Source organism: Streptomyces sp. NPDC050856 (assembly GCF_040653855.1).
Classification (GTDB): domain Bacteria; phylum Actinomycetota; class Actinomycetes; order Streptomycetales; family Streptomycetaceae; genus Streptomyces.
Window position 1 is genome coordinate 63,182 of the sequence record NZ_JBFAGV010000026.1, and the last position, 26,851, is coordinate 90,032.

At 71.5% G+C, this 26,851-nt stretch carries 23 protein-coding genes; 20 read left to right on the forward strand and 3 right to left on the reverse strand.

The window, feature by feature from the left end; genetic code table 11:
* Positions 1–94 precede the first annotated feature (94 nt).
* Complete coding sequence (locus tag AB0H53_RS22050) at positions 95–796, forward strand: demethylmenaquinone methyltransferase (protein ID WP_362115853.1); 702 nt, start codon at positions 95–97, stop codon at positions 794–796.
* Positions 797–945: 149 nt separating this feature from the next.
* Here the strand turns inward: AB0H53_RS22050 and AB0H53_RS22055 are convergent, their stop codons facing one another.
* On the reverse strand, positions 946–1,467 hold the full coding sequence (locus tag AB0H53_RS22055; protein ID WP_362115856.1) for a GNAT family N-acetyltransferase: 522 nt from the start codon (positions 1,465–1,467) through the stop codon (positions 946–948).
* 96 nt (positions 1,468–1,563) lie between these two features.
* Here AB0H53_RS22055 and AB0H53_RS22060 point away from each other — a divergent pair, with 96 nt between their 5' ends.
* Entirely contained in the window at positions 1,564–2,856 is a 1,293-nt protein-coding gene (locus tag AB0H53_RS22060; RefSeq protein WP_362115859.1) for a geranylgeranyl reductase family protein, read from the forward strand.
* A gap of 129 nt (positions 2,857–2,985) precedes the next feature.
* Here the strand turns inward: AB0H53_RS22060 and AB0H53_RS22065 are convergent, their stop codons facing one another.
* A complete protein-coding gene (locus AB0H53_RS22065) occupies positions 2,986–3,843 on the reverse strand; it encodes a C40 family peptidase (RefSeq protein ID WP_362115862.1) in 858 nt (285 codons plus the stop codon).
* 693 nt (positions 3,844–4,536) lie between these two features.
* On the opposite strand from AB0H53_RS22065, the gene AB0H53_RS22070 reads away from it, so the two are divergent.
* From AB0H53_RS22070 to AB0H53_RS22145, 16 genes are all read left to right on the forward strand, one after another.
* Positions 4,537–4,896 carry an NADH-quinone oxidoreductase subunit A gene (locus AB0H53_RS22070; RefSeq protein ID WP_003956195.1) on the forward strand — a complete coding sequence of 120 codons (360 nt, stop codon included), beginning with the start codon at positions 4,537–4,539 and terminating at the stop codon, positions 4,894–4,896.
* Positions 4,897–4,916: 20 nt separating this feature from the next.
* On the forward strand, positions 4,917–5,471 hold the full coding sequence (locus AB0H53_RS22075; RefSeq protein ID WP_362115865.1) for an NADH-quinone oxidoreductase subunit B family protein: 555 nt from the start codon (positions 4,917–4,919) through the stop codon (positions 5,469–5,471).
* Positions 5,472–5,595: 124 nt separating this feature from the next.
* On the forward strand, positions 5,596–6,279 hold the full coding sequence (locus AB0H53_RS22080; protein WP_362115922.1) for an NADH-quinone oxidoreductase subunit C: 684 nt from the start codon (positions 5,596–5,598) through the stop codon (positions 6,277–6,279).
* The gene (locus tag AB0H53_RS22085) at positions 6,276–7,616 is read left to right on the forward strand and encodes an NADH-quinone oxidoreductase subunit D (RefSeq protein WP_362115868.1); all 1,341 of its coding nucleotides are present in this window, start codon (positions 6,276–6,278) and stop codon (positions 7,614–7,616) included. Before AB0H53_RS22080 ends, AB0H53_RS22085 begins: the two co-directional genes overlap by 4 nt.
* A gap of 17 nt (positions 7,617–7,633) precedes the next feature.
* Positions 7,634–8,446: an NADH-quinone oxidoreductase subunit NuoE gene (nuoE, locus tag AB0H53_RS22090; protein WP_362115925.1), complete on the forward strand. Its 813-nt coding sequence runs from the start codon at positions 7,634–7,636 to the stop codon at positions 8,444–8,446.
* Positions 8,446–9,822: an NADH-quinone oxidoreductase subunit NuoF gene (gene nuoF / locus AB0H53_RS22095; protein WP_362115871.1), complete on the forward strand. Its 1,377-nt coding sequence runs from the start codon at positions 8,446–8,448 to the stop codon at positions 9,820–9,822. Before nuoE ends, nuoF begins: the two co-directional genes overlap by 1 nt.
* A complete protein-coding gene (locus tag AB0H53_RS22100) occupies positions 9,819–12,329 on the forward strand; it encodes an NADH-quinone oxidoreductase subunit G (protein WP_362115874.1) in 2,511 nt (836 codons plus the stop codon). The genes nuoF and AB0H53_RS22100 overlap by 4 nt, the downstream gene beginning before the upstream one ends.
* 115 nt (positions 12,330–12,444) lie before the next feature.
* Entirely contained in the window at positions 12,445–13,830 is a 1,386-nt protein-coding gene (gene nuoH / locus AB0H53_RS22105) for an NADH-quinone oxidoreductase subunit NuoH (RefSeq protein ID WP_362115877.1), read from the forward strand.
* Positions 13,802–14,440, forward strand: coding sequence for an NADH-quinone oxidoreductase subunit NuoI (gene nuoI, locus AB0H53_RS22110; protein ID WP_362115880.1), 639 nt, complete (start codon positions 13,802–13,804; stop codon positions 14,438–14,440). The genes nuoH and nuoI overlap by 29 nt, the downstream gene beginning before the upstream one ends.
* A complete protein-coding gene (locus AB0H53_RS22115; protein ID WP_362115883.1) occupies positions 14,437–15,255 on the forward strand; it encodes an NADH-quinone oxidoreductase subunit J in 819 nt (272 codons plus the stop codon). Before nuoI ends, AB0H53_RS22115 begins: the two co-directional genes overlap by 4 nt.
* Complete coding sequence (gene nuoK / locus AB0H53_RS22120) at positions 15,252–15,551, forward strand: NADH-quinone oxidoreductase subunit NuoK (protein WP_069927518.1); 300 nt, start codon at positions 15,252–15,254, stop codon at positions 15,549–15,551. Before AB0H53_RS22115 ends, nuoK begins: the two co-directional genes overlap by 4 nt.
* A 12-nt stretch (positions 15,552–15,563) precedes the next feature.
* The gene (nuoL, locus tag AB0H53_RS22125; RefSeq protein ID WP_362115886.1) at positions 15,564–17,504 is read left to right on the forward strand and encodes an NADH-quinone oxidoreductase subunit L; all 1,941 of its coding nucleotides are present in this window, start codon (positions 15,564–15,566) and stop codon (positions 17,502–17,504) included.
* A gap of 5 nt (positions 17,505–17,509) precedes the next feature.
* Entirely contained in the window at positions 17,510–19,081 is a 1,572-nt protein-coding gene (locus AB0H53_RS22130) for an NADH-quinone oxidoreductase subunit M (protein WP_362115928.1), read from the forward strand.
* Positions 19,078–20,736, forward strand: a complete 1,659-nt coding sequence (nuoN, locus tag AB0H53_RS22135; protein WP_362115889.1) for an NADH-quinone oxidoreductase subunit NuoN — start codon at positions 19,078–19,080, stop codon at positions 20,734–20,736. Before AB0H53_RS22130 ends, nuoN begins: the two co-directional genes overlap by 4 nt.
* Positions 20,737–20,868: 132 nt before the next feature.
* On the forward strand, positions 20,869–21,810 hold the full coding sequence (locus AB0H53_RS22140; protein ID WP_362115892.1) for an AraC family transcriptional regulator: 942 nt from the start codon (positions 20,869–20,871) through the stop codon (positions 21,808–21,810).
* 43 nt (positions 21,811–21,853) lie between these two features.
* Complete coding sequence (locus AB0H53_RS22145) at positions 21,854–22,711, forward strand: carbohydrate-binding protein (protein ID WP_362115895.1); 858 nt, start codon at positions 21,854–21,856, stop codon at positions 22,709–22,711.
* 97 nt (positions 22,712–22,808) lie between these two features.
* Here AB0H53_RS22145 and fahA read toward each other — a convergent pair whose 3' ends face one another.
* On the reverse strand, positions 22,809–24,047 hold the full coding sequence (gene fahA / locus AB0H53_RS22150) for a fumarylacetoacetase (protein ID WP_362115898.1): 1,239 nt from the start codon (positions 24,045–24,047) through the stop codon (positions 22,809–22,811).
* Between the two features lie 327 nt (positions 24,048–24,374).
* Between fahA and AB0H53_RS22155 the strand changes: the two genes are divergently transcribed.
* Both AB0H53_RS22155 and AB0H53_RS22160 read left to right on the forward strand, forming a co-directional pair.
* Positions 24,375–25,385, forward strand: a complete 1,011-nt coding sequence (locus AB0H53_RS22155; protein WP_362115901.1) for a polyprenyl synthetase family protein — start codon at positions 24,375–24,377, stop codon at positions 25,383–25,385.
* 181 nt (positions 25,386–25,566) lie between these two features.
* Positions 25,567–26,721 carry a sigma-E factor regulatory protein RseB domain-containing protein gene (locus AB0H53_RS22160; RefSeq protein ID WP_362115904.1) on the forward strand — a complete coding sequence of 385 codons (1,155 nt, stop codon included), beginning with the start codon at positions 25,567–25,569 and terminating at the stop codon, positions 26,719–26,721.
* Positions 26,722–26,851 lie beyond the last annotated feature (130 nt).

Consider the following 26,851-nt stretch of genomic DNA (forward strand, 5'->3'; position numbering starts at 1 on the left):
CGACAATGACGGACGTACCGCACCACCCCGTACCCGGCGCTCCCGCCGGACCCGCCGTTCCCGCCGGACCTGAGACAAGCGAGGCCGAACGCCAGTGACCCGCGCAACCCTGGACAAGCAGCCGCACGAAGTCGCCTCCATGTTCGACGGGGTCGCGGCGAACTACGACCTCACCAACGACGTCCTCTCGCTCGGCCAGGACCGCCGGTGGCGCAAGGAGGTCGCCAGGGCGGTCGACGCCCGGCCCGGGCAGCGCGTCCTGGACCTGGCGGCGGGCACGGCCACGTCCTCCCTGCCGTTCGCGCGGGCCGGGGCGTACGTCGTGCCGTGCGACTTCTCACTCGGCATGCTCAGCGAGGGCAAGCGCCGCCACCCCTGGCTGCCGCTGACGGCCGGTGACGCCACCAGGCTGCCGTTCCGCGACGGGGTGTTCGACGCGGTGACGATCTCCTTCGGGCTGCGCAACGTCCATGACACCGACGCGGCGCTGCGCGAGCTGTACCGGGTGACCAAGCCGGGCGGCCGGGTCGTGATCTGCGAGTTCTCGCACCCGACGTGGGCGCCCTTCCGCACGGTGTACGAGGAGTACCTGATGCGCGCCCTCCCGCCGGTCGCCCGCGCGGTCTCCTCCAACCCCGACGCCTACGTCTACCTGGCCGAGTCCATCCAGAGCTGGCCCGACCAGCCCGCCCTGGCGCGGCGGTTGCAGCGGGCGGGCTGGTCGGAGGTGGCCTGGCGCAACCTGACGGGCGGCATCGTCGCCCTGCACCGGGGCACCAAGGCGGCCACGGCCTAGGGGTTGTCCCGCCGGGCTCGCGTCACCCGGTGCCGCGCCTCGCCGCGTTGTCGTCGGTCGCCACTGCTCCGCAGTGGCTCCTTCCTCCGCCGTGCGATCCACGCCACCGGACGCCGCTCCCCGATCCGGCCCGAATCGACGAGACACCCCTAGCGCAGCTCCAGCCGGAGGCACCGCGCCCGCCGGTCGGTGCCGGGGACGTCGTACGACTCGGCGGGCTCCATGCCCAGCCGCCGGGCCACCGCCATCGACCGTTCGTTGGCCTCGTCCACGATGGCGACCACCCGCTCGACACCCGCCGCCCGCAGCCGCTCCAGCGTGGCGAGGGCGGCGGCCGTGGCGTACCCCCGGCCCCACGCGCGCCGGGTCAGCCGCCAGCCGATCTCGATCTCGCCGACCGGCCCCCACTCCCGGGGCCAGGGCTGCGCCCCCGTGAACCCGATGACCCGGCCGTCCTCGTCCAGCAGGGTCCACAGGCAGAAGCCGTGTTCGGCGTCGTGGCGGCGCTGGCGGGCGGTGATCTCCTGATACAGCGACAACTCGGCCGGGCGGCCGCCGAGGAAGCGCATCACCTCCGGGTCGGCGAAGACCTGGTGCCAGGCGTGGGCGTCCTCGTCGGTAGGCACACGCAACTGGACGGCCGGCTGGACGCCGGGGAGCAGCTCGGTCATCGGGTGGCCCTTCGGTCGGCGGTCGGTACGCCCCCCTAGACTGCACATGACCTGTGCCGTCCGGTACGCAATTTCGAGTATTCGGGAGACCCCGCCGTGACCGAGCAGCAGCCCCTCTCCGAACACACAGCGGATGTGATCGTCGTCGGGGCGGGCCCGGCCGGCTCCGCGACCGCGTACCACCTCGCCAAGGCGGGACTCGACGTACTGCTCCTGGAGAAGACGGCGTTCCCGCGCGAGAAGGTCTGCGGCGACGGCCTCACCCCCCGCGCCACCAAGCAGTTGGTGGCGATGGGCATCGACATCTCCGAAGAGGCGGGCTGGCTGCGCAACAAGGGCCTGCGGATCATCGGCGGCGGTGTCCGTCTCCAGCTCGACTGGCCGGAACTCGCCAGTTACCCGGACTACGGACTGGTCCGCAAGCGCGACGACTTCGACGAGCAACTGGCCCGCCAGGCACAGAAGGCCGGCGCCCGGCTGTACGAGAGGTGCAACGTCGGCGCCCCCGTCGTCGACGACCGCACCGGCCGCATCACCGGTGTGCGGGCGAAGCTGGGCGAGGAGAAGACCCCCGTCACCTTCCACGCGCCGGTCGTCGTCGCCGCCGACGGCAACTCCACCCGGCTGTCCCTCGCCATGGGGCTGCACCGGCGCGAGGACCGGCCGATGGGCGTGGCCGTCCGCACGTACTTCACCTCCCCGCGCCACGAGGACGACTACCTGGAGTCCTGGCTGGAGCTGTGGGACCGGCGCGGCCCCGGCGAGGACCGGCTGCTGCCCGGCTACGGCTGGATCTTCGGCATGGGCGACGGCACGTCCAACGTCGGCCTCGGCGTGCTGAACACCTCCGCCTCCTTCAAGGAGCTGGACTGGCGCGAGGTCCTCAAGGCCTGGTGCGCGTCCATGCCGGAGGAGTGGGGCTACACCGACGAGAACATGACCGGCCCGATCCGCGGCGCCGCGCTCCCCATGGCCTTCAACCGGCAGCCCCACTACACCCGCGGCCTGCTGCTGGTCGGTGACGCGGGCGGCCTGGTCAACCCGTTCAACGGCGAGGGCATCGCCTACGCCATGGAGTCCGGGCAGATCGCCGCCGAGGTCATCGTCCAGGCGCACGCCCGCGCGACCCCGGCCCAGCGCGAACTGGCGCTGCACAACTACCCGAAGATCCTCAAGGACACCTACGGCGGCTACTACACGCTGGGCCGCGCCTTCGTGAAGCTCATCGGCAACCCGAAGGTGATGAAGATCGCCGCACAGCGCGGCCTGACGCACCCGCTGCTGATGAAGTTCACGCTGAAGATGCTCGCCAACCTCACCGACCCGACGGGGGGCGACGCGATGGACCGCATCATCAACGGCCTGTCGAAGGTGGCTCCCAAGGCGTAGCGACCCGCGGTCCCCGAGTGCCCCGCGGCCCGGCCGCGGGGCACGGCGAAGGGCCGTCGCTCCCACCCCGAGCGGGGGAGCGACGGCCCTTGGCCGTGTCCGTACGGGTACCGCCGTAGGCCGTGGGCCTCAGAGCACCCGGACCGCGCCGGTGGGCCGGTCGTAGTCCATCGGGCGCTCCGCCACACCGGTACCGGGGTTCTGCGCGCCGACGAACTTGCCGTCGCCCACGTAGATGGCGACGTGGTACGCGCTGCCCGCGCCACCCCAGTAGAGGATGTCGCCGGGCTGGAGGTTGTCCAGGGAGACCTGGGTGCCGGCGGTCGACTGGTCCTGCGAGACGCGCGGCAGGTCGACACCGATCTGGCGGAACGCGGCCTGCACCAGGCCGGAGCAGTCCCACGAGTTGGGGCCGGTACCGCCGGAGACGTACGCGTCACCGACCTGGGCGCGGGCGAAGGCGACGACCGCCGCGGCGGAGCCGGTCGCCTGCGAGGAGCCGTAGGAGGTTTCCGCCGACGAACCGCCCTCGTCGGAGGAGGAGACGGCGGACCGGGAGGCGGCGGCGAGGGTGGTGCGCTCGGCGGACCGGGACGCGCGCTCCTGCGCCTCGGCCTTCGCCTTCTCCTCGGCCTTCCGCTTGGCCTCCGCCTCGGCCTTGCGCTCGGCCTCGGCCTTGGCCTGCTTGGCCTCCTTGGCGGCCTTGGCGGCGGCGGCGTCCTCCTTGGCCTGCAGCTCCATGTCGAGCGCGGACTGCTGGGTCGCTTCGGCGGAGGCGGCGACGGCGCTCGACAGGTCCGCGGACAGGTCCGCGTTGAGCGTGGGCATCTCGATGGTCTCGGTCACCGGCTCGGCCTGGGCCGGCCCGGCAGCGCCGGCCACCGCGATGGTGCTGAGAACGCCACCGGCAACTCCGGCGCGCAGCGCCAGCTTCGACGCGCTGCGGCGGGGCTTCCGGTGGCTGGGTATGTGAGCGGTGTGGGACATGAGTACAACGGCTACCAGGGCACCCCGGTTCCCTTCAAGAAACGTGTGTTGCGCCACAGTTGCGCCCGGACGGCGTGAAACCGCCGCCGTGGCGCCCTTATTGACGCCGTAACGGACAATACGGACAGGGGTGATCGGGCCCGTGATCATGGGTTTTCCGCGAAACGTCCGAATTGCCGCCGACCTACCATCCCTTCGCACCGGTGGCCAAGCCCGCTTGTGCGACGCCGGGCGGCACGTGACGCAGGTCACGCGGAGAGGCGGGCCGTGTCGTGCCCGGAAGATCGTGAACGCGCGCACGTGTCCACTTCGCTACCCCTGCCCCCCTCGGTCGGGTGAGGTGAGGTCCTTTATCACTCGTGCGAGGTCTTGGCGAATTTGCTTGTAGTGACCATGTCTTGATAGAGCGAGGCCCGTCCGACCAGCGGTAACACCGTGCTGAATCACTGTGTGTGGCCGAACGCAATCACCCCGTGTCGGAACGGGTGTCCCACCGGTTCCATGATCCTTCGCCAGGTGGTGGAGATCACAAAGACGTTGCTGCAACCCGTGTCGCAGATCACAGATCGACGGGCATAGGATGCGAAGCAGTCGGGCTTGTGAACTGCCTCACATGTGCACGATCTTCGCGAGGCGGCGAGGCGGAGCCCGGTGCGGTCCAACGGTCAAGGACGACTGGAAGGAGCGAGGAGCGTGAATGCCTACGCGCCCATCCTCGTGCTCGGCGCCCTCGGGGCAGGGTTTGCGATCTTCTCCGTGGTCATGGCCACGCTTATCGGCCCCAAGCGGTACAACCGGGCGAAGCTCGAGGCGTACGAGTGCGGCATCGAACCGACCCCCACGCCTGCCGGAGGCGGTCGCTTCCCGATCAAGTACTACCTGACGGCGATGCTCTTCATCGTCTTCGACATCGAGATCGTCTTCCTCTACCCCTGGGCCGTCAGCTTCGACGCCCTGGGGCTTTTCGGGCTCGTGGAGATGCTGCTCTTCGTGCTCACCGTCTTCGTCGCCTACGCCTACGTGTGGCGGCGCGGCGGCCTGGAATGGGACTGAGGGGCTGAGAGGGCACACTCATGGGACTCGAAGAGAAACTGCCGAGCGGCTTCCTGCTGACCACCGTCGAGCAGGCCGCGGGCTGGGTGCGCAAGTCGTCCGTCTTCCCGGCGACCTTCGGCCTCGCCTGCTGCGCCATCGAGATGATGACGACCGGCGCGGGCCGTTACGACCTGGCGCGCTTCGGCATGGAGGTCTTCCGCGGCTCACCGCGCCAGGCCGACCTGATGATCGTGGCGGGCCGGGTCAGCCAGAAGATGGCACCGGTCCTGCGCCAGGTCTACGACCAGATGCCCAACCCCAAGTGGGTGATCTCCATGGGGGTTTGCGCATCGTCGGGCGGGATGTTCAACAACTACGCGATCGTGCAGGGCGTCGACCACATCGTCCCCGTCGACATCTACCTGCCGGGCTGCCCGCCGCGGCCCGAGATGCTGATGGACGCCATCCTCAAGCTCCACCAGAAGATCCAGGGCTCCAAGCTCGGTGTGAACGCGGAGGAAGCGGCCCGCGAGGCCGAGCAGGTCGCGCTGAAGGCGCTCCCCATGATCGAGATGAAGGGGCTTCTCAGGTGAGCCACGCACGCGCGGCCACCGGGCCGCTGCCGACAGCGAAAGCCGCACCGCCGCGCCGCGCCGGCGCGGACGCGGCCGGAAGGGGCGCGCGGTGAGCGACGCACAGGATCACGAGCAGAACCACATGCCCGCCCAGCGGGACGACACCGGCGAGGTCATCGGCGTACGCAAGGGCATGTTCGGCGCCCGGAACGGCGGCGACACCACCGGCTACGGCGGCCTGGTGCGCACCATCGCCCTGCCCGGTGCCGCCACCCGGCCCTACGGCGGCTACTTCGACGAGGTGGCCGACGAACTGGAGGGGGCCCTCGAGGAGCAGGGGCTGGTCCCCGAGAACGTCATCGAGCGGACCGTGGTCGACCGCGGTGAGCTCACCTTCCACATCGCGCGCGAACACCTGGTGCGGGTGGCCAGCACCCTGCGCGACGACCCCGCGCTGCGCTTCGAGCTCTGCACGGGTGTCAGCGGTGTCCACTACCCCGGGGACAAGGGGCGCGAGCTGCACGCCGTCTACCACCTGCGCTCGCTCACCCACGGCCGGATCCTCCGGCTGGAGGTGAGCGCCCCGGACAGCGATCCGCACGTCCCCTCGCTCGTCGGGGTCTACCCGACCAACGACTGGCACGAGCGCGAGACGTACGACTTCTTCGGCCTGATCTTCGACGGCCACCCCGCCCTCACCCGGATCATGATGCCGGACGACTGGCAGGGCTTCCCGCAGCGCAAGGACTACCCCCTCGGCGGCATCCCCGTCGAGTACAAGGGCGCCCAGATCCCGGCTCCGGACCAGCGGAGGTCGTACTCGTGACCACTCCCCAGGCCCCACACGCGACGCGGGCGGACGCCCGCGAGACCACCGAGGGCACCGTCTACACGGTCACCGGCGGCGACTGGGACGAGGTCGCCCAGTCCGCGGCCAGGGCCGACGACGAGCGGATCGTCGTCAACATGGGCCCGCAGCACCCGTCGACGCACGGAGTGCTCCGGCTCATCCTGGAGATCGACGGCGAGACGGTCACCGAGGCCCGCTGCGGCATCGGCTACCTCCACACCGGCATCGAGAAGAACCTCGAGTACCGCAACTGGACGCAGGGCACCACCTTCGTCACGCGCATGGACTACCTGACGCCCTTCTTCAACGAGGCGGCGTACTGCCTGGGCGTGGAGCGGCTGCTCGGCATCGAGGACCAGATCCCCGACCGGGCCACCGTCGTCCGCGTCCTGCTGATGGAGCTCAACCGGCTCTCCTCCCACTTGGTGTGCATCGCCACCGGCGGGATGGAGCTGGGCGCCACCACGATCATGATCTACGGCTTCCGCGACCGGGAACTGATTCTCGACCTCTACGAGCTGATCACCGGCCTGCGGATGAACCACGCGTTCATCCGCCCCGGCGGCCTCGCCCAGGACCTGCCGCCGGGCGCCATCGACCAGCTCCGCGAGTTCGTGCGGACGATGAAGAAGAACCTGCCGGAGTACGACAAGCTCGCCACCGGCAACCCCATCTTCAAGGCCCGGATGCAGGACATCGGCTACCTCGACCTGTCCGGCTGCATGGCGCTCGGCGCCACCGGCCCGGTCCTGCGCTCGGCCGGGCTCCCGCACGACCTGCGCAGGACCGACCCCTACTGCGGTTACGAGACGTACGAGTTCGACGTGCCGACCGCCGACACCTGCGACGCCTACGGGCGCTTCCTCATCCGGCTGGAGGAGATGCGCCAGTCGCTGCGGATCATCGAGCAGTGCCTGGACCGGCTGGAGCCGGGACCGGTGATGGTCGGCGACAGGAAGATCGCCTGGCCCGCGCAGCTCGCGCTCGGCCCGGACGGCCTGGGCAACTCCCTGGACCACATCAAGAAGATCATGGGCACCTCCATGGAGGCCCTGATCCACCACTTCAAGCTGGTGACCGAGGGCTTCCGGGTGCCGGCCGGCCAGGTGTACGCGGCGGTCGAGTCGCCCAGGGGCGAACTCGGCGCGCACGTCGTCTCCGACGGCGGCACCCGCCCCCACCGGGTCCACTTCCGCGACCCGTCCTTCACCAATCTCCAGGCCATGGCGGCGATGTGCGAGGGCGGCCAGGTCGCCGACGTCATCGTCGCCGTCGCGTCCATCGACCCCGTGATGGGAGGCGTCGACCGGTGACAGATGTTTCCTTGGGGATGCCGCAGCTCCCCGCCCCCGACTACCCGGCCGACGTACGCGCCCGGCTGGAAGCGGACGGGAGGGCGATCATCGCCCGCTACCCCGACAGCCGCTCCGCGCTGCTGCCGCTGCTGCACCTGGTGCAGTCCGAGGAAGGGTACGTCTCCCGGACCGGCGTGCGGTTCTGCGCCGAACTACTGGGCCTGACCACCGCCGAGGTCACCGCCGTCGCCACCTTCTACACGATGTACCGGCGCAAGCCCTCCGGCGACTACCAGGTCGGCGTCTGCACCAACACCCTGTGCGCCGTCATGGGCGGCGACGCCATCTTCGAGGAGCTCAAGGAGCACCTCGGCGTCGACAACACCGGGACCACCGAGGACGGCAAGGTCACCCTCGAACACATCGAGTGCAACGCGGCCTGCGACTTCGCGCCCGTGGTGATGGTCAACTGGGAGTTCTTCGACAACCAGACCCCGCAGACGGCCAGGCGGCTCGTCGACGACCTGCGCGCCGGCCGCCCCGTCGAACCCACCCGCGGCGCGCCCCTGTGCACGTACAAGGAGACCGCCCGGATCCTGGCCGGCTTCCCCGACGAGCGCCCCGGCGCGGTCGAGGCGTCCGGCGGCGCGGGCCCGGCCTCGCTGATCGGGCTGAGGCTCGCCAAGGGCGAGACCGCCCCCGCGCGCGTGGTCCACCCGCGCGGCGAGGCACCGGACGACGAGCCCACACCCGGCTCCGGCCACCTCAGCTCGCACGACGCACCGCAAGCCACGTCGGCGTCCGACCCCGCCAACCCGTCGGGCCCGGTCACCGAGGAGGGGGAGTGATGACGGTGTCCACCGAACAGGGGGGCGTCTCCCAGCCGGAAGCCGGCGGAGGCACCGGCCCGCAGAAACTGCTGGCGCCGGTGCTGTCCGCGTTCTGGGACCAGCCCGGCTCGTGGACCCTGGAGACGTACAAGCGGCACGAGGGCTACGAGGGGCTGAAGAAGGCCCTCGCCATGTCGCCCGACGACCTCATCGCGTACGTCAAGGACTCCGGCCTGCGCGGCCGGGGCGGCGCGGGCTTCCCCACCGGAATGAAGTGGCAGTTCATTCCGCAGGGCGACGGCAAGCCGCACTACCTCGTGGTCAACGCCGACGAATCGGAGCCCGGAACCTGCAAGGACATCCCGCTCCTCTTCGCGAACCCGCACTCCCTCATCGAGGGGATCGTGATCGCCTGCTACGCGATCAGGTCCAGCCACGCCTTCATCTACGTGCGCGGCGAGGTCGTGCCGGTGCTGCGCAGGCTGCACGAGGCCGTGCGCGAGGCGTACGAGGCGGGCTACCTCGGCACCGACATCCTCGGCAGCGGACTCGACCTCGAACTCACCGTGCACGCGGGCGCCGGGGCCTACATCTGCGGCGAGGAGACCGCGCTGCTGGACTCGCTCGAAGGGCGCCGCGGCCAGCCCCGGCTGCGTCCCCCCTTCCCGGCCGTCGCCGGTCTGTACGCCTGCCCCACCGTGGTGAACAACGTCGAGTCCATCGCGTCGGTTCCCGCGATCCTCAACCGGGGCAAGGAGTGGTTCCGGTCGATGGGCAGTGAGAAGTCCCCCGGCTTCACGCTCTACTCGCTCAGCGGCCACGTCGCCTCACCCGGCCAGTACGAGGCACCGCTCGGCATCACCCTGCGCCAGCTGCTCGACATGAGCGGCGGCATGCGGCCGGGCCACCGGCTGAAGTTCTGGACGCCCGGCGGCTCCTCCACGCCGATGTTCACCGACGAGCACCTCGACGTCCCCCTGGACTACGAGGGGGTCGGCGCGGCCGGCTCGATGCTGGGCACCAAGGCGCTCCAGTGCTTCGACGAGACGACCTGCGTGGTGCGGGCGGTCACCCGGTGGACCGAGTTCTACGCCCATGAGTCCTGCGGCAAGTGCACCCCGTGCCGCGAGGGCACCTACTGGCTGGTTCAGCTGCTGCGCGACATCGAGGCGGGCAGGGGCGAGCTGACCGATCTCGACAAGCTGAACGACATCGCCGACAACATCAACGGCAAGTCCTTCTGCGCGCTCGGCGACGGCGCCGCCTCGCCGATCTTCTCCTCGCTGAAGTACTTCCGCGCGGAGTACGAGCAGCACATCACGGGCAAGGGCTGCCCCTTCGACCCGGCCAAGTCGACCGCCTGGGCGGACAATCACCTGGAGGTGGCCGTATGACCGTCACCACGTCACCCTCCGCCGGAGGCGCCGGCGAGGCGGCGATCCCGCCGGAGGACCTGGTCACCCTGACCATTGACGGCATCGAGATCTCCGTCCCCAAGGGGACGCTGGTCATCCGCGCCGCCGAGCAGCTCGGCATCGAGATCCCCCGGTTCTGCGACCACCCCCTGCTCGACCCGGCCGGCGCCTGCCGGCAGTGCATCGTGGAGGTGGAGGGCCAGCGCAAGCCGATGGCGTCCTGCACCATCACCTGCACCGACGGGATGGTGGTCAAGTCCCAGCTGACCTCCCCGGTCGCCGAGAAGGCCCAGGTGGGTGTGATGGAGCTGCTGCTCATCAACCACCCGCTGGACTGCCCGGTCTGTGACAAGGGCGGTGAGTGCCCGCTCCAGAACCAGGCCATGTCCCACGGGCGGGCCGACTCCCGCTTCGACGGGAGGAAGCGGACCTACGAGAAGCCCGTCCCCATCTCCACACAGGTGCTGCTCGACCGCGAGCGGTGCGTGCTGTGCGCCCGCTGCACCCGGTTCTCCCACCAGATCGCGGGCGACCCGATGATCGAGCTGATCGAACGCGGCGCGCTCCAGCAGGTCGGTACCGGCGAGGGCGACCCGTTCGAGTCGTACTTCTCCGGCAACACCATCCAGATCTGCCCGGTCGGCGCGCTGACCTCGGCGGCGTACCGGTTCCGCTCCCGCCCCTTCGACCTCGTGTCCTCGCCGAGCGTGTGCGAGCACTGCGCGGGCGGCTGCGCCACCCGCACCGACCACCGGCGCGGCAAGATCATGCGGCGGCTCGCGCTCAACGACCCGGAGGTCAACGAGGAGTGGCTGTGCGACAAGGGCCGGTTCGCCTTCCGGTACGCACAGCAGCGTGACCGGCTCACCACGCCGCTGGTGCGCAACCCCGCGGGCGTGCTGGAACCGGCGAGCTGGCCGGAGGCCCTGGAGGCGGCGGCCCGCGGCCTGGTCCGGGGGCGCACCGGCGTCCTGACCGGCGGCCGGCTCACCGTCGAGGACGCCTACGCGTACGCCAAGTTCGCCCGGGTCGCGCTCGGCACCAACGACATCGACTTCCGCGCCCGGGTGCACAGCGGCGAGGAGGCCGACTTCCTGGCCGCCCGGGTCGCCGGGCGGGGCCGGGACCTCGGGGGCCCCTCCCGCGCCGGAGGCCCCCGGGGAGGCACCGGGGTCACGAACACCTCCCTGGAGCAGGCCCCGGCGGTGCTGCTCGCCGGGTTCGAGTCCGAGGAGGAGGCGCCGGGCGTCTTCCTGCGGCTGCGCAAGGGCTGGCGCAAGCACGGCCTGCGGACCTTCGCGCTGGCCCCCTTCGCCACCCGGGGCCTGGAGAAGGCGGGCGGCACCCTGCTGCCGGCCGCGCCGGGCACCGAGACCGAGTGGCTGGACGCGCTCGCCTCCGCCACCGGACTGGACGGTGACGCCGCCCGCGCCGCCGACGCGCTGCGCGCGCCGGGCGCGGTCCTGGTGGTCGGCGAGCGGCTGGCGGGCGTACCCGGGGCGCTGACCGCAGCGGTGCGGGTCGCGACGGCCACCGGTGCCGAACTGGTGTGGATCCCGCGGCGGGCGGGGGAGCGCGGGGCACTGTGGGCGGGCGCCATCCCGGCGCTGCTGCCCGGCGGTCGCCCGGCGACCGACCCCCGCGCGCGCGAGGAGGTCGCCGCCGTCTGGGGCGTACGCGAGCTCCCGCACGGCTACGGGCGGGACACCGGGGAGATCGTCCGGGCCGCGGCCACCGGCGAACTGGACGCCCTGCTGGTGGCGGGCGTCGAGGTCGCCGACCTGCCGGACCCGCAGCGCGCGCGGGAGGCCCTGGAGGCGGCGTTCGTGGTGTCGCTGGAGCTGCGGCCCAGCGAGGTCACCGAGCGGGCGGACGTCGTCCTCCCGGTCGCGGCCGTCCCGGAGAAGTCCGGCACCTTCCTCAACTGGGAGGGCCGGGCGCGCCCGTTCGAGGCGGCCCTGAAGCCCGAGCACATGGCCCGCACGCTCGCCCCGGCCGACGCCCGGGTGCTGCACATGCTCGCCGACACCCTGGACGTCCACTTCGCGCTGCCGGACATCAGGGCCGTGCGCCGCGAGATGGACCGGCTCGGCGCCTGGGACGGTACGCCGGCGGGCGACCCGGCGGCGGCCGGCCGGGAGCTGCCCCGCGCCGGCGAGGGCGAGGCGGTGCTGGCGGGCCACCGGATGCTGCTGGACCTGGGCCGCCTCCAGGAGGGCGACGAGGCGCTCGCGGGCACCCGCCACGCCTCGGTGGCCCGCCTCTCGGCGGCCACCGCGGCCGAGACCGGCGTCAAGGACGGCGACCTCCTGGCGGTGACCGGCCCGGCCGGCTCGGTCCACCTCCCGCTCCAGGTCACCCCGATGCCGGACCGGGTGGTCTGGCTGCCGCTCAACTCCACCCCGGGCGGCGCCCTGTCCGCCCTGGGCACCACCCCGGGCCGGCTGGTCCGCATCGCCCCGGCGACCGCGGAGGTGCGGCCATGACCGAGCCCCGTGCCGCCGGTCGCGGCGCTGCCGGCCGCGGGCCGGCAGCCGCCGCCCCGCGCCACGTCGTCCGGCCCGGAACGGGCCGCCCCACCCCCGTACCGGAGGTGCGCGCATGACCGCGCTCGTACAACTCGCGGCCCGGCCGCAGAGCCTCCTCGCGGCCGAGGACCTGTCCATGTTCGGCCGCGACCCCTGGTGGCTCGTGGTGGTCAAGGCGGTGTTCTGCTTCGCCTTCTTGATGATCACCGTGCTCTTCTCCATCGTGTGGGAGCGCAAGGTGGTCGCCTGGATGCAGCTGCGCATCGGCCCCAACCGGCACGGCCCGTGGGGTCTCCTCCAGTCCCTGGCGGACGGCATCAAGCTGATGCTCAAGGAGGACGTGATCGTCAAGCGGGCCGACAAGGTGGTCTACGTGCTCGCCCCGGTCGTGGCCGCCATCCCGGCGTTCATGGCGATCGCGGTGATCCCGTTCGGCCCGGCCGGCAACGAGGTCTCGATCTTCGGGCACCGCACCACGATGCAGCTCACCGACCTGCCCATCGCGATGCTGTACATCCTCGCGGTCGCCTCCGTCGGCATCTACGGCATCGTGCTGGCCGGCTGGTCGTCCGGCTCGACGTACCCGCTGCTCGGCGGCCTGCGCTCGTGCGCGCAGATGATCTCCTACGAGATCGCGATGGGTGCCGCCTTCGCGTCCGTCTTCCTCTACTCCGGCTCGATGTCGACCTCGGCCATCGTCGAGGCGCAGGCGGACCGCTGGTACATCGTCCTGCTGCCGGTCTCGTTCATCATCTACGTCGTCACCATGGTCGGTGAGACCAACCGGGCCCCGTTCGACATGCCGGAGTCCGAGGGCGACCTGGTCGGCGGCTTCAACACCGAGTACAGCTCCATCAAGTTCGCGATGTTCATGCTCGCCGAGTACGTGAACATGGTGACGGTGTCGGCGGTGTCCGTGACGCTCTTCCTGGGCGGCTGGCGGGCCCCGTGGCCGGTGTCCACCTTCTGGGAGGGCGCCAACCACGGCTGGTGGCCGATGCTCTGGTTCGTCCTCAAGGTCCAGCTGCTGCTGTTCTTCTTCATCTGGCTGCGCGGCACGCTGCCCCGCGTCCGCTACGACCAGCTGATGAAGCTGGGCTGGAAGGTCCTCATCCCGGTCTCGGTCGTCTGGCTGATGCTGGTGGCGACCGTACGGGCGCTGCGCAACGAGAACTACGACTTCCAGCAGATCGTGCTGTACGTCGGCGGCGCGGTCATCGCGGTCCTGCTGCTCTCCTTCGTCGTGGACGTGTTCCGCGACCGCAAGGCCAAGGCGGCGGCCGACGACACCGCGCCGCCCGCCGCCTTCGACCCGACGGCCGGCGGCTTCCCGGTGCCGCCGCTGCCCGGACAGACCCTGCCGCCGGTGCCACGCCGACGGCCTCGCGGGCAGCGCGAGTTGATTGCCAGTGGCGCCCCCGATACTGCGAGTGACGGAAAGGAGACCGACGGTGTCTGACTTCCAGAACCCGGTGGCGGGCTTCGGCGTGACCTTCAAGGCCATGTTCAAGAAGCGGCTGACCGAGCAGTACCCGGAGCAGGAGAAGACGACAGCGCCGCGCTTCCACGGCCGGCATCAGCTCAACCGGCATCCCGACGGCCTGGAGAAGTGCGTCGGCTGCGAGCTGTGCGCCTGGGCCTGCCCCGCCGACGCGATCTACGTCGAAGGCGCCGACAACACCGACGAGGAGCGCTACTCGCCCGGCGAGCGGTACGGCCGCGTCTACCAGATCAACTACGCCCGCTGCATCCTGTGCGGCCTGTGCATCGAGGCGTGCCCCACCCGGGCCCTCACCATGACCAACGAGTTCGAGCTGGCCGACAGCTCGCGCGAGAGCCTGATCTACACCAAGGAGCAGCTCCTCGCGGGCCTGGAGGAGGACATGGTGGACACCCCCCACGCCATCTTCCCCGGCATGACCGAGCAGGACTACTACCGGGGCCTGGTCACCGGAGCCGCGCCCGGCACCGTCCAGCAGCCCGCCGCGAGCGAGGACCCGGCCCCCCAGGAGGCCGCGTCGGACTTCGGCGAGGACGAGCCCGCCTCGAAGAAGGTGATCGGCGCATGAGCGCACTCGCCGCCGCGGCCTCCACGGGCGAGGCCGTGCAGTTCTGGGTGCTGGGCACCGTCGCCGTCATCGGCGCGCTGTGCACCATCCTGATGAGGAAGGCCGTGCACAGCGCGCTGTGCCTGGCCGGGACGATGATCATCCTGGCCGTCTTCTACCTCGCCAACGGCGCGTACTTCCTCGGCGTCGTCCAGATCGTCGTCTACACCGGCGCGATCATGATGCTGTTCCTCTTCGTCGTCATGCTGGTCGGCGTCACCGCCGCCGACTCGCTCAAGGAGACCATCAAGGGCCAGCGCTGGCTGGCGGTCGTCTGCGGGCTCGGCTTCGGGATCCTGCTCGTCGCCGGGATCGGCAGCGCCTCGCTGGACACCTTCAACGGACTGGGCGGCGCCAACGCCGGCGGCAACGTGGAGGGCCTCGCGGCGCTCATCTTCTCCACGTACGTCTTCGCCTTCGAGATCACCGGCGCGCTGCTGATCACGGCCGCGGTCGGCGCGATGGTGCTCACCCACCGCGAGCGGACCGAGCCGGCCAGGACCCAGCGCGAACTCGCCGAGCAGCGCGTCCGGGAGGGCAAGCACCTGCCGCCGCTGCCCGCCCCGGGTGTCTACGCCCGGCACAACGCCGTGGACATCGCCGGCCTGCTGCCCGACGGCACCCCCTCGGAGCTCACCGTCAACCGGACCCTCCGGGCGCGCGGGCAGATCCGGGACGTGTCGACCCAGGCGCTGGAGGACCTCAGGGCGCTGGAACAGCGCGCGGAGGAACGCCTCGGCCGCGGCGAGGACCGCAAGGAGGAGAACGCGCAGTGAATCCCGTCAACTACCTCTACCTGGCCGCCCTGCTGTTCACCATCGGCGCGGCCGGGGTGCTGATCAGGCGCAACGCCATCGTGGTGTTCATGTGCGTGGAACTGATGCTCAACGCCTGCAACCTCGCGTTCGTCGCCTTCTCCCGTATGCACGGCAACCTCGACGGCCAGATCATCGCCTTCTTCACGATGGTCGTCGCCGCCGCGGAGGTCGTCGTCGGGCTCGCGATCATCGTGTCGCTGTTCCGGTCCCGCCACTCGGCCTCGGTCGACGACGCCAGCCTGATGAAACTGTGAGGGGCTGAAACAGTGGAGAACCTGATCGCGCTGCTCGTCGCGGCGCCCGCGCTCGGAGCGGCCGTCCTGCTGTGCGGCGGCCGGCGGCTGGACAGGGCCGGGCACTGGCTCGGCACCCTGCTCGCCGCCGCCTCCTTCGCCATCGGCGCGGTGCTCTTCTTCGACATGCTGGGCAAGGATGCCGGGGAACGGGCGCTGCACCAGCACCTGTTCAGCTGGGTGCCGGTGGAGAGCTTCCGGGCGGACATCGCCTTCCAGCTCGACCAGCTGTCCATGACGTTCGTCCTGCTGATCACCGGCGTGGGCACGCTCATCCACGTGTACTCGATCGGGTACATGGCCCACGACGAGCGCAGGCGCCGCTTCTTCGGCTACCTGAACCTCTTCCTCGCGGCGATGCTGCTGCTCGTCCTCGCCGACAACTACCTGCTGCTGTACTTCGGCTGGGAGGGCGTCGGCCTCGCCTCGTTCCTGCTCATCGGCTTCTGGCAGCACAAGCCCAGCGCGGCCACGGCCGCCAAGAAGGCCTTCCTGGTCAACCGGGTCGGCGACATGGGCCTGTCCATCGCGATCATGCTGATGTTCACCACCTTCGGGACCTTCGCCTTCGGGCCGGTCCTCGCGGCCACCGGCGAGGCGTCCGAGGGCATGCTGACGGCCATCGGGCTGATGCTGCTGCTCGCCGCCTGCGGCAAGTCCGCCCAGGTGCCGCTCCAGTCCTGGCTCGGGGACGCCATGGAGGGCCCCACCCCGGTCTCCGCCCTCATCCACGCGGCCACCATGGTCACCGCCGGCGTCTACCTCATCACCCGGTCGGGCGCGATCTTCAACGCGGCGCCCGACGCGCAGCTGGCGGTCACGGTGGTCGGCGCGGTGACACTGCTCTTCGGCGCGATCGTCGGTTGCGCCAAGGACGACATCAAGAAGGCGCTGGCCGGCTCCACGATGTCGCAGATCGGCTACATGATCCTGGCGGCCGGCCTGGGACCGGTGGGCTACGCCTTCGCGATCATGCACCTGGTGACGCACGGCTTCTTCAAGGCCGGCCTCTTCCTCGGCGCCGGTTCCGTCATGCACGGCATGAACGACGAGGTCGACATGCGCAAGTACGGCGGCCTGCGGACGTACATGCCGGTCACCTTCGTCACCTTCGGCCTGGGCTATCTCGCGATCATCGGCTTCCCGGGCCTGTCCGGCTTCTGGTCCAAGGACAAGATCATCGAAGCGGCGTTCGCCAAGGGCGGCACCGAGGGCTGGATCCTGGGCGGGGTCGCCCTGCTGGGCGCGGGCATCACCGCGTACTACATGACCCGCGTGATGATCCTGACCTTCTTCGGCGAGAAGCGCTGGCAGCCCGCCCCCGACGCCGACGCCGTGCCCAGCGCGGAACCGGCCGCCGAGGCCGGCGCCGGCCGGATGCCGCACCCGCACGAGTCGCCGAAGTCCATGACGGTCCCGATGATCGTGCTGGCCTTCGGGTCGGTCTTCGCGGGCGGCCTGTTCTCGCTGAACAGCGCGTTCGTCCACTGGCTCGAACCGGTGACCCGGTTCGAGCACGGCCATCCGCCGATCGGCGCCGGGGCGGTCACCGCGTCGACGGTCGTCGTGCTGCTGGCCGGCGTCGGCCTCGCGTACGCGCAGTACGGCCGCAAGCCCGTCCCGGTCGTCGCCCCGCGCGGCTCGCTGCTCACCCGCGCCGCCCGGCGCGACCTGTTCCAGGACGACTTCAACCACGTGGTCCTGGTCCGGGGCGGCGAGCACCTCACCCGCTCCCTGGTCTACGTCGACCACACCCTGGTCGACGGGGTGGTCAACGGCACCGCCGCCTCGGTCGGCGGTCTGTCCGGCCGGCTGCGCCTGCTGCAGAACGGCTTCGCCCGCTCCTACGCGGTCTCGATGTTCGGAGGTACGGCGGTGCTGATCGCCACGACCCTGCTGATGAGGGGAGTGTGACCGCGATGTCGTTCCCCCTGCTGACGGTGACCGCGGCGCTTCCGGCGGTCGGTGCGATCCTCACCGCCGCCGTCCCCGCCGCCCGGCGCACCGCCGCCAAGTGGCTGGCGCTGCTGGTCTCCCTGGGCACACTGGTCCTGGCCGCGCTCGTGGCCGTCCGGTTCGAACCGGGCGGTGAGCGCTACCAGCTCACCGAGTCCCACGCCTGGATCAAGGACTTCGGCGTCCGCTACGAACTGGGCGTGGACGGCATCGGGGTGGCGCTGATCGCGCTGACCGCGCTGCTGATCCCGTTCATCATCCTGGCCGGCTGGCACGACGCCGACCCGCTGGAGACGCGGTCGAAGCGGTGGCGGCCGACCCAGGGCTTCTTCGCCCTGATCCTGATGGTCGAGGCGATGGTGATCCTCTCCTTCGAGGCCACCGACGTCTTCCTCTTCTACATCCTCTTCGAAGCCATGCTGATCCCGATGTACTTCCTCATCGGCGGCTTCGGGGACCGGGCCCACGCCGGCGGCGAGGAGAACGCGGCGGCCCAGCGGTCGTACGCGGCGGTCAAGTTCCTCCTCTACAACCTGGCCGGCGGGCTGATCATGCTGGCCGCCGTCATCGGCCTCTACGTCGTCGCCGGGAACTTCTCGCTGACCGGCATCGCCGAGGCCCGGGCCAACGGCACCCTGGACATGGCGACCGACACCGAACGGCTGCTGTTCCTCGGGTTCTTCCTCGCCTTCGCGGTGAAGGCGCCGCTGTGGCCGCTGCACACCTGGCTTCCCAGCGCCATGGGCGAGGCGACCGCGCCGGTCGCGGTGCTCATCACGGCCGTGGTCGACAAGGTCGGCACCTTCGCCATGCTCCGCTTCTGCCTCCAGCTCTTCCCGGAGGCCTCGAAGTGGGCCACGCCCGCGATCATCGTCCTGGCGCTGATCAGCATCGTGTACGGCGCGCTGCTCGCGGTCGGCCAGCGCGACATCAAACGCCTGGTGGCCTACGCGTCGATCTCCCACTTCGGCTTCATCATCATGGGCATCTTCGCGATGACCAGCCAGGGCCAGAGCGGCGCGACGCTGTACATGGTCAACCACGGGCTGTCGACGGCCGCCCTGATGCTGGTGGCCGGGTTCCTGATCTCACGGCGCGGCTCCCGCCTCATCGCGGACTACGGCGGGGTGCAGAAGGTCGCGCCGGTGCTGGCCGGCACCTTCCTCATCGGCGGCCTGGCCACGCTGTCGCTGCCCGGGCTCGCCCCGTTCGTCAGTGAGTTCCTGGTGCTGGTCGGCACGTTCGCCCGGTATCCGGTGGCCGGGATCATCGCCACGTCGGGCATCGTGCTGGCCGCGCTCTACACCCTGGTGCTGTACCAGCGCACGATGACCGGCCCGGTGAAGGAAGAGGTCAGGGCCATGCCCGACCTGCGGGCGCGGGAGCTGGTGGTGATCACCCCGCTGATCGCCCTGCTGCTGTTCCTGGGTGTCTACCCCAAGCCGCTGACCGAGATCGTCGATCCGGCCGTGCGGCACACCATGTCCGACGTACAGCAGAAGGACCCACAGCCCGACGTGGAGGCGGCCAAGTGAACGTCGCAAACGCTGTCCACAGCCTGTGGACGACAGCGGCCGAGCCGGTCCCGGTCGACCGGATCCCGGCTCCGGCCATCGAGTACGCCCAGCTGGCACCCACGCTGATCGTGGTCGGCGCCGCGGTCGTGGGCGTGCTCCTGGAGGCGCTGGTCCCGCGCCGGGCCCGCTACCACACGCAGGTCTTCCTGACCGTGGTGGCGCTGGCCGCCGCCTTCGCCGCCGTCGTCGCCCTGGCGGCCGGCGGATACGGCACCACCAAGGCGCGGATCGCCGCGATGGGCGCCATCGCGGTCGACGGGCCGGCGCTCTTCCTCCAGGGCACCATCCTGCTCGCCTCGCTGGTGGCCGTCTTCACCTTCGCCGAGCGGCGCCTGGACCCGGCCCATCACGGCCACCGCATCGACTCGTTCGCCGCCGAGGCCGCCGCCGTACCCGGCAGCGACCACGAGAAGGCCGCCGTCAGGGCCGGGTTCACCACCACCGAGGTGTTCCCGCTGGCCCTGTTCGCGGTCGCGGGCATGCTCGTCTTCCCGGCCGCCAACGACCTGCTGACGCTCTTCATCGCGCTGGAGGTCTTCTCGCTGCCGCTGTACCTGCTGTGCGCCGTCGCCCGCCGCAAGCGGCTGATGTCGCAGGAAGCGGCCGTGAAGTACTTCCTGCTGGGCGCCTTCTCCTCCGCCTTCCTGCTGTTCGGCATCGCCCTGATGTACGGGTACGCGGGCTCGGTGTCGTACGCCCGCATCGCCGACGTTGTCGACGGTTCGGTGACGGCGGTCGACCCGGCGCTCGCCGCCACCATGGGCAATGACGTGCTGCTGCTCATCGGTTTCGCGATGGTGCTGACGGGACTGCTGTTCAAGGTGGGCGCGGTGCCGTTCCACATGTGGACCCCGGACGTCTACCAGGGTGCCCCCACACCGGTCACCGGGTTCATGGCGGCGGCGACCAAGGTGGCCGCCTTTGGTGCCATGCTGCGCCTGCTGTACGTGGTGCTGCCCGGCCTGCGCTGGGACTGGCGGCCGATCATGTGGGCCGTCGCCATCGTCACCATGCTGGCCGGTGCGGTCGTCGCCATCACCCAGACCGACATCAAGCGGCTGCTCGCCTACTCCTCGATCGCGCACGCCGGCTTCATCCTGGCCGGTGTCATCGCGGCCACTCCGGACGGTGTCTCGTCCGTGCTGTTCTACCTGGCGGCGTACTCCTTCGTCACGATCGGCGCGTTCGCCGTCGTCACGCTGGTGCGCGACGCGGGCGGCGAGGCGACGCACCTGTCCAAGTGGGCCGGGCTGGGGCGGCGCTCGCCGCTGGTCGCCGCGGTCTTCGCGGTGTTCCTGCTGGCCTTCGCCGGTATCCCGCTCACCTCCGGCTTCTCCGGCAAGTTCGCCGTCTTCAAGGCGGCGGCGGAGGGTGGCGCGGGCGCGCTCGTGGTGGTGGGCGTGATCTCGTCGGCGATCGCCGCGTTCTTCTACATCCGGGTCATCGTGCTGATGTTCTTCAGCGAACCCAGGCCGGAAGGCCCGACGGTCGCCGTGCCGTCACCGCTGACGATGACGGCCATCGGCGTCGGTGTCGCGGTCACGCTGGTGCTGGGCGTGGCACCGCAGTACTTCCTGGAGCTGGCGAACCAGGCGGGGGTGTTCGTCCGCTGACCGGCCGGCCATGGAAGGGCCCGGCACCCCCGAGGGGGCCGGGCCCTTCCGCTGTTCCGCACACCGGGCGGGCATGCCATCGTGGCGCCCGGTGATCGGTCGGTACACGGGAATGCGAAGGAGAGCGGGACGATGCGCGGTACCACGGTGTTACCCGGGACACAGTGCGTGGCACCGGCGGAGGGGGCGCTGCCCGTCCACCGTCTGGAAGTGCCCATGCCCAACGTCCTGCCGTTCGCCGTCGGCACGTTCGACACCATCGGCCCGATGTCCCGTGCCACCTTCCCGCACCGGCACACCTTCTACGAGATCGTCCACGTCACCGGCGGCTCGGGCACCCATGTCATCGACCTCGCCCGATGGCGGCTGCGGCCGCCGAACCTGTGCGTCCTCGCCCCCGGCCAGGTGCACCACTGGGAGGACACCAGCGGCCTGGAAGGGTCGGTCATCCTGTTCACCGACGACTTCCTGCTGGACCACCCCGGCGACCGGGACATCCTGCGGCGCCTGGGCGAGCGGCCCTGGCTGACCCTGGACGAGGGCGACCGCGTCTGGGTCAACCGGCTGATCGCCGAGCTGACCGACGAGTACCAGCGCGGCGCCGACGGGTTCGACAGCGTCCTGCGCGCCCTGCTGCACATCCTGGTCGTCCGGGCCGCCCGGCTGCCCGAGCCCGCGGCGGCCCCGCCCGCGCCCACCCGGTCCGGCTCGGTGGCCGAGGAGTTCGCCCGGCTGGTCGCCGCCGCCGACCCGGCTCTGTGGTCGGTGCGCGCCTGCGCGGACCGGATCGGTGTCACCACCGGATACCTGGCGGAAGCGGTCAAGGCGGCCACCGGCCGGACACCGGGCCAACTGGTGCGCGAGGCCCGCGTCCACGAGGCCAAGCGGCTGCTGGCCCGCACCGACCTGACCGTGCGGCAGGTGGCCGCCCGGGTCGGGCTGGGCGACGCCGCCTACTTCTGCCGCTTCTTCCGCCGCGAGACGGGCGTCAGCCCGGGCGACTTCCGGCACGGCGGTGATATTCACCACGACCACCGCGTCGAGTCCATCGCCCCCGACCCACCGCCCGCGTAGGTTCACTGGCGACCCCCGACGCGCCCCCTTCTGAGGAGCAGGCATGGACGGCGAGACCGAGAGCGAGACCGGCACGGGCACCACCGGCGCCACCGGCGGAAGCCCGGTGCACCCCACCCGCAAGGCGGTGCTCCGCGCCGCGCTCGCGGCGTCCGTCACGGCGCCCGCCCTGCTGATGGGCGTGCCCGCCCTGGCCCGTACCGCCACCGGCAGCGGACAGGCCCCCGAACCGACGCCGTCCTGCGACGACGGCGACGACCCCACCCCGCCCCAGATGGAGGGCCCCTACTTCAAGCCGAACTCTCCGCGCCGCACCTCACTGGTGGAGCCGGGCACACCCGGGGTCCGCCTGACCGTCAGCGGTTACGTCTTCGGGTCGGCCTGCCGCCCGGTCACCGGCGCCCTGCTCGACTTCTGGCAGGCGGACGTCAACGGCGCCTACGACAACGTGGGGTTCCGCTTCCGCGGCCACCAGTTCACCGACGAGCGGGGGGCGTTCAGGCTCTCCACCATCGTGCCCGGTCTCTATCCGGGCCGCACCCGCCACCTGCACGTCAAGGTGCAGGCCCCCGGCCGGCCGGTGCTGACGACCCAGCTGTACTTCCCCGGCGAGCCCCGCAACAACACCGACTCGCTGTTCGACCCCCGGCTGCTGATGACGGTGCGCGACGCGGGCGGCGCCCGGGAGGGCGCCTTCGACTTCGTCCTGGACGTGCCGCAGTCCCCGGGCCCCGGCCCGACCACACCGCCGCCCGGCGGCTCCGCCTGGACGGTGGGCACCGCCTACCGGCCGGGCGACCGGGTCAGCCACGGCGGCGGCGGATATGTGTGTCTCCAGGGCCACACCGCCCAGCCGGGCTGGGAGCCGCCCCACGCGCCCGCCCTGTGGCGGGCCGCCTGACCACTGTCAGGCGCGGCTGAGCCAGGGCCGCGCCGGCCCGGCACCCCGAGCCCGGGTGCCGGGCCCCCGTCCTTTCCCGGGCCCGCTTCCCCACCGGTCAGCGCGCGGCGGGAGCGATCCGCCCGGTCACCTCGCCCAGCCCGACCTTCGTACCGTCCGGGCCCGGCGCCCAGGCCGTGAGCGTGACCTCGTCGCCGTCCTCCAGGAACGTCCGCTTGCCCGCCGACAGGTCCAGCGGGTCCCGGCCGTTCCACGTCAGCTCCAGCAGCGAACCGCGCTGGTGGGTCTCCGGGCCGCTGACCGTGCCGGAGCCGAAGAGGTCACCGGTGCGCAGCGAGGCCCCATTGACCGTCATGTGCGCGAGCTGCTGGGCCGCCGTCCAGTACATGGTGGAGAACGGCGGCTCGGAGACGACCTCGCCGTTGATCCGTACCGTGATCCGCAGGTCGAAGCCGCCCGGCTCCTCCTCCGCCGAGTCGTCCAGGTACGGCAGGAGGCCGAAGTCCCGGGCCGGCGGGGCGACCCGGGCCGCGTCCAGGGCCTCCAGCGGGGTCACCCACGCCGAGACCGACGTGGCGAAGGACTTGCCGAGGAAGGGGCCCAGCGGCACGTACTCCCACGCCTGGATGTCCCGCGCCGACCAGTCGTTGAGCAGCGTCAGTCCGAAGACGTGGTCGCGGAAGTCCGCCAGCGCCACCGGCCGGCCCAGCTCCGAGGGCGTACCGACCAGGAAGCCGACCTCCGCCTCGATGTCCAGCTTCACGGACGGCCCGAAGACCGGGGCGGAGTCGGTGGGCGCCTTGCGCTGCCCGGACGGCCGCACCACCTCCGTACCCGACACCACGACCGTGCCGGAACGGCCGTGGTAACCGATCGGCAGGTGCTTCCAGTTGGGGGTGAGCGCGTCACCGTCCGGGCGGAAGATCCGCCCGACGTTGGTGGCGTGGTGCTCGGAGGCGTAGAAGTCGACGTAGTCGGCCACCTCGTAGGGCAGGTGCAGGGTGACCGAGGCGAGCGGGTGCAGCAGCGGTTCGACGTCCGGCCGGTGGGCCGGGACCGTAACCCAGGCGGTGAGCGCCCGGCGCACATCGCGCCAGGCGGTGCGCCCGGCGGCGAGGAGCGGGTTCAGGCTGGGCCGGGCGAGCAGCGCCGCGTACGGCGAGCCCAGCGCGTGCGCCGCCGCGCCCGCGTCCAGCACGTGGTCGCCGATGCGGACGCCGACCCTGCGGCGGCCGGGCTCGTCGGCGGTGGAGAAGACGCCGTACGGGAGGTTGTGCGGTCCGAAGGGGTCGCCTTCGGTCAGGTCGAGCGGGCTCTGCTCGGACTGCTCGGGCATCGGTGCTTGCCTCGCTTTCCACGGGTGTGGGGGACACGTTACGACGGGCTCGTACCGATCATCCCGTGCTCCGGTGAAGGCCGTGCCCGGGCGGCGCACCGGCCGGAGCGGGCATGATCGGCCCGGCGGACGCGGAAGACCTCGCCGGGGCCGGTGACAGGTACGGACAAAGACCCCTACGCAGGGTCATATTCGCTGTTCCTGAACATACCGGGGGTGGCGGGAAGGCGCCCATGGTGATCGAAAGGCGACGGGATACGCTGACTTGAGTGAATCCAGCGACACATCGACAATCCGTGTGATCGTCAGCAGACAGGAGATCCCCTCGTGACCGTCGTCGGGCCGTTCGGGCTGAGCGTGCGGGACCAGGCTCTCGAAGCCGATGTCCAGGCCGGGTTGGCGGCTGTCGAGGCTGGGCTCCTCGCTGCCACCAAGAGCGAAGTGCCGTTCATCACCGAGGCCGCGCAGCACCTGGTACGCGCCGGGGGCAAGCGCTTCCGGCCGCTGCTGGTGATGCTCGCGGCCCAGTTCGGCGACCCGTACTCTCCCGGCGTCGTGCCCTCGGCGGTCGTCGTCGAGCTCACCCACCTGGCGACCCTGTACCACGACGACGTCATGGACGAGGCGGACGTGCGCCGGGGCGTGGACAGCGCCAACGCCCGCTGGGGCAACTCGGTGGCGGTCCTGACCGGTGACTTCCTCTTCTCGCGCGCTTCGCACATCCTCGCCGACCTGGGCCCGGAGGCGGTCCGCATCCAGGCGGAGGCCTTCGAGAGACTGGTCACCGGCCAGATCCTGGAGACGGCCGGACCGCGCGACGGGCGGGACCCGGTCGAGCACTACCTGGACGTCATGGCGGGCAAGACCGGTTCGCTGGTCGCCGTCTCCTGCCGCTTCGGCGCGATGACGTCGGGCGCGGACGAGCGGATCGTGGACACCCTCACCCAGTACGGGGAGCGGCTGGGCCTGGCCTTCCAGCTCGCCGACGACGTCCTGGACATCGCCTCCGACTCCCACGAGTCCGGCAAGACCCCCGGTACCGACCTGCGCGAGGGCATCCCCACCCTGCCGGTGCTGCACCTGCGGGCCCGGGCGGCGGCCTCCGGCCTGCCCGAGGACCTGGCCCTGGTCGAGCTGCTGGACGGCGACCTCACGGACGACGAGCGGCACGCCGAGGCCCTGCGGCTGCTGCGGGTCCACCCGGCGCTGGAGCAGGCCCGGCGGGACACCGTACGGCACGCGCAGGAGGCGCGGGCCATGCTGGCGCCGCTCCCCGAGTGCTACGCCAAGGCGGCGCTGGAGGAGCTGTGCGACCTGGTGGTGCACCGCGCGGGCTAGGCCCGTCGTCCGGGCCGGACCGGCGGGGCGGTGTCCGGGACACCCCCGGCTCCTCGGGGTCGGGGTCATCCTTCAGCAGTACGGAAGTTGATTCCGAGGGCTGACGCCAACGCGCGCCGGACGCGGTCAGATGGACGTAGACGGTACGTCGCTGATCACGGACCACGGAGGTAGGGCACGCATGGCACCGAACGACAGCACAGGCCGCCGCAGGGCGGCACGGTACGCGGTTCCGGTCGCGGTGGCGGGGGTGGCGGCCGCGACGATCGGGCTGGTCCCGGCGCTCGCGGACTCCGGTGACCCCGAACTGCCGGAGATCACGGCACAGCAGCTCGTGGAGAGGATCGCCGCCTCGGACGTGCAGCGCCTCTCCGGCACGGTGAAGGTGACGGCGGACCTCGGCCTGCCGTCCCTGGGCGGCGCCGGTCCGCTCGGCGAGGGCGGCGGCAAGCTGACGGAGCTCGCCTCCGGCACGCACACGCTGCGGGTCGCGGCGGACGGCCCCGACCGCCAGCGCCTGTCGATCCTGGGGGACGGCTCGGAGTACAGCCTGATCCGCGACGGCGGTGACATGTGGGCGTACGACAGCGCGTCGAAGGAGGCCTTCCACACCTCGTCGGGCGACGGCTCCGGGTCCCGGGACGTCCCCGAGATCCCGGCCACCCCCAAGGACCTCGCCGCCCAGGCGCTCAAGGCCGTCGACGAGACCACCTCGGTGACGGTCGGCGGTACGGCGAGGGTCGCCGGGCGCGACGCGTACCAGCTGGTCATCAAGCCCAAGCAGAGCGGTTCCACGGTCGGCGCGATAACGGTCGCCGTGGACGCGGAGAAGGGCGTGCCGCTGAAGTTCACGCTCACGCCGCGCGACGGCGGCAAGGCGGCCGTCGACGCGGGCTTCACCAAGGTCGACTTCGCCAGGCCGGCGGCCTCGACGTTCGCGTTCGAGCCGCCGAAGGGCACGAAGGTGATCGAGCAGGACGGGCACTCGCCGTCCGAGCCCTCCGCCCGCCACAAGCCCGCACTGCCTGGTGACGCGCTGGGGGGCCTCGCGGGCGGCCTCCCGGGCGGCCTCGACGTCATCGGCGAGGGCTGGACGTCGGTCGCCCAGCTGGCCGGCCCGACCGGCGCGGCCGGGGGCGCCGCCGGCGAGGATGTCCCGCCGGAGGCCCAGCAGTTCCTCGACGCCCTGGGCGACAAGGTGACGGGCCCGTTCGGCTCGGGCACCGTCTTCAAGACGCGCCTGGTCAACGCCCTGCTGACGGACGACGGCAGGATCTACGCGGGCGCGGTGACCCAGGAGGCCCTGGTGGCCGCCGCCAACGGCAAGGCGCGCTGACCCGGACCGTCACAGGCGCCGTACCGGCGCGGGACGGGCGGGGAGCGAGGAACGGGCGAGGGGCGCGGGACCGGCAGGCCGGGCGCCCGGCCCCCCCGTAACACCCCCCCGCCAACACCCGCCCCCGGAA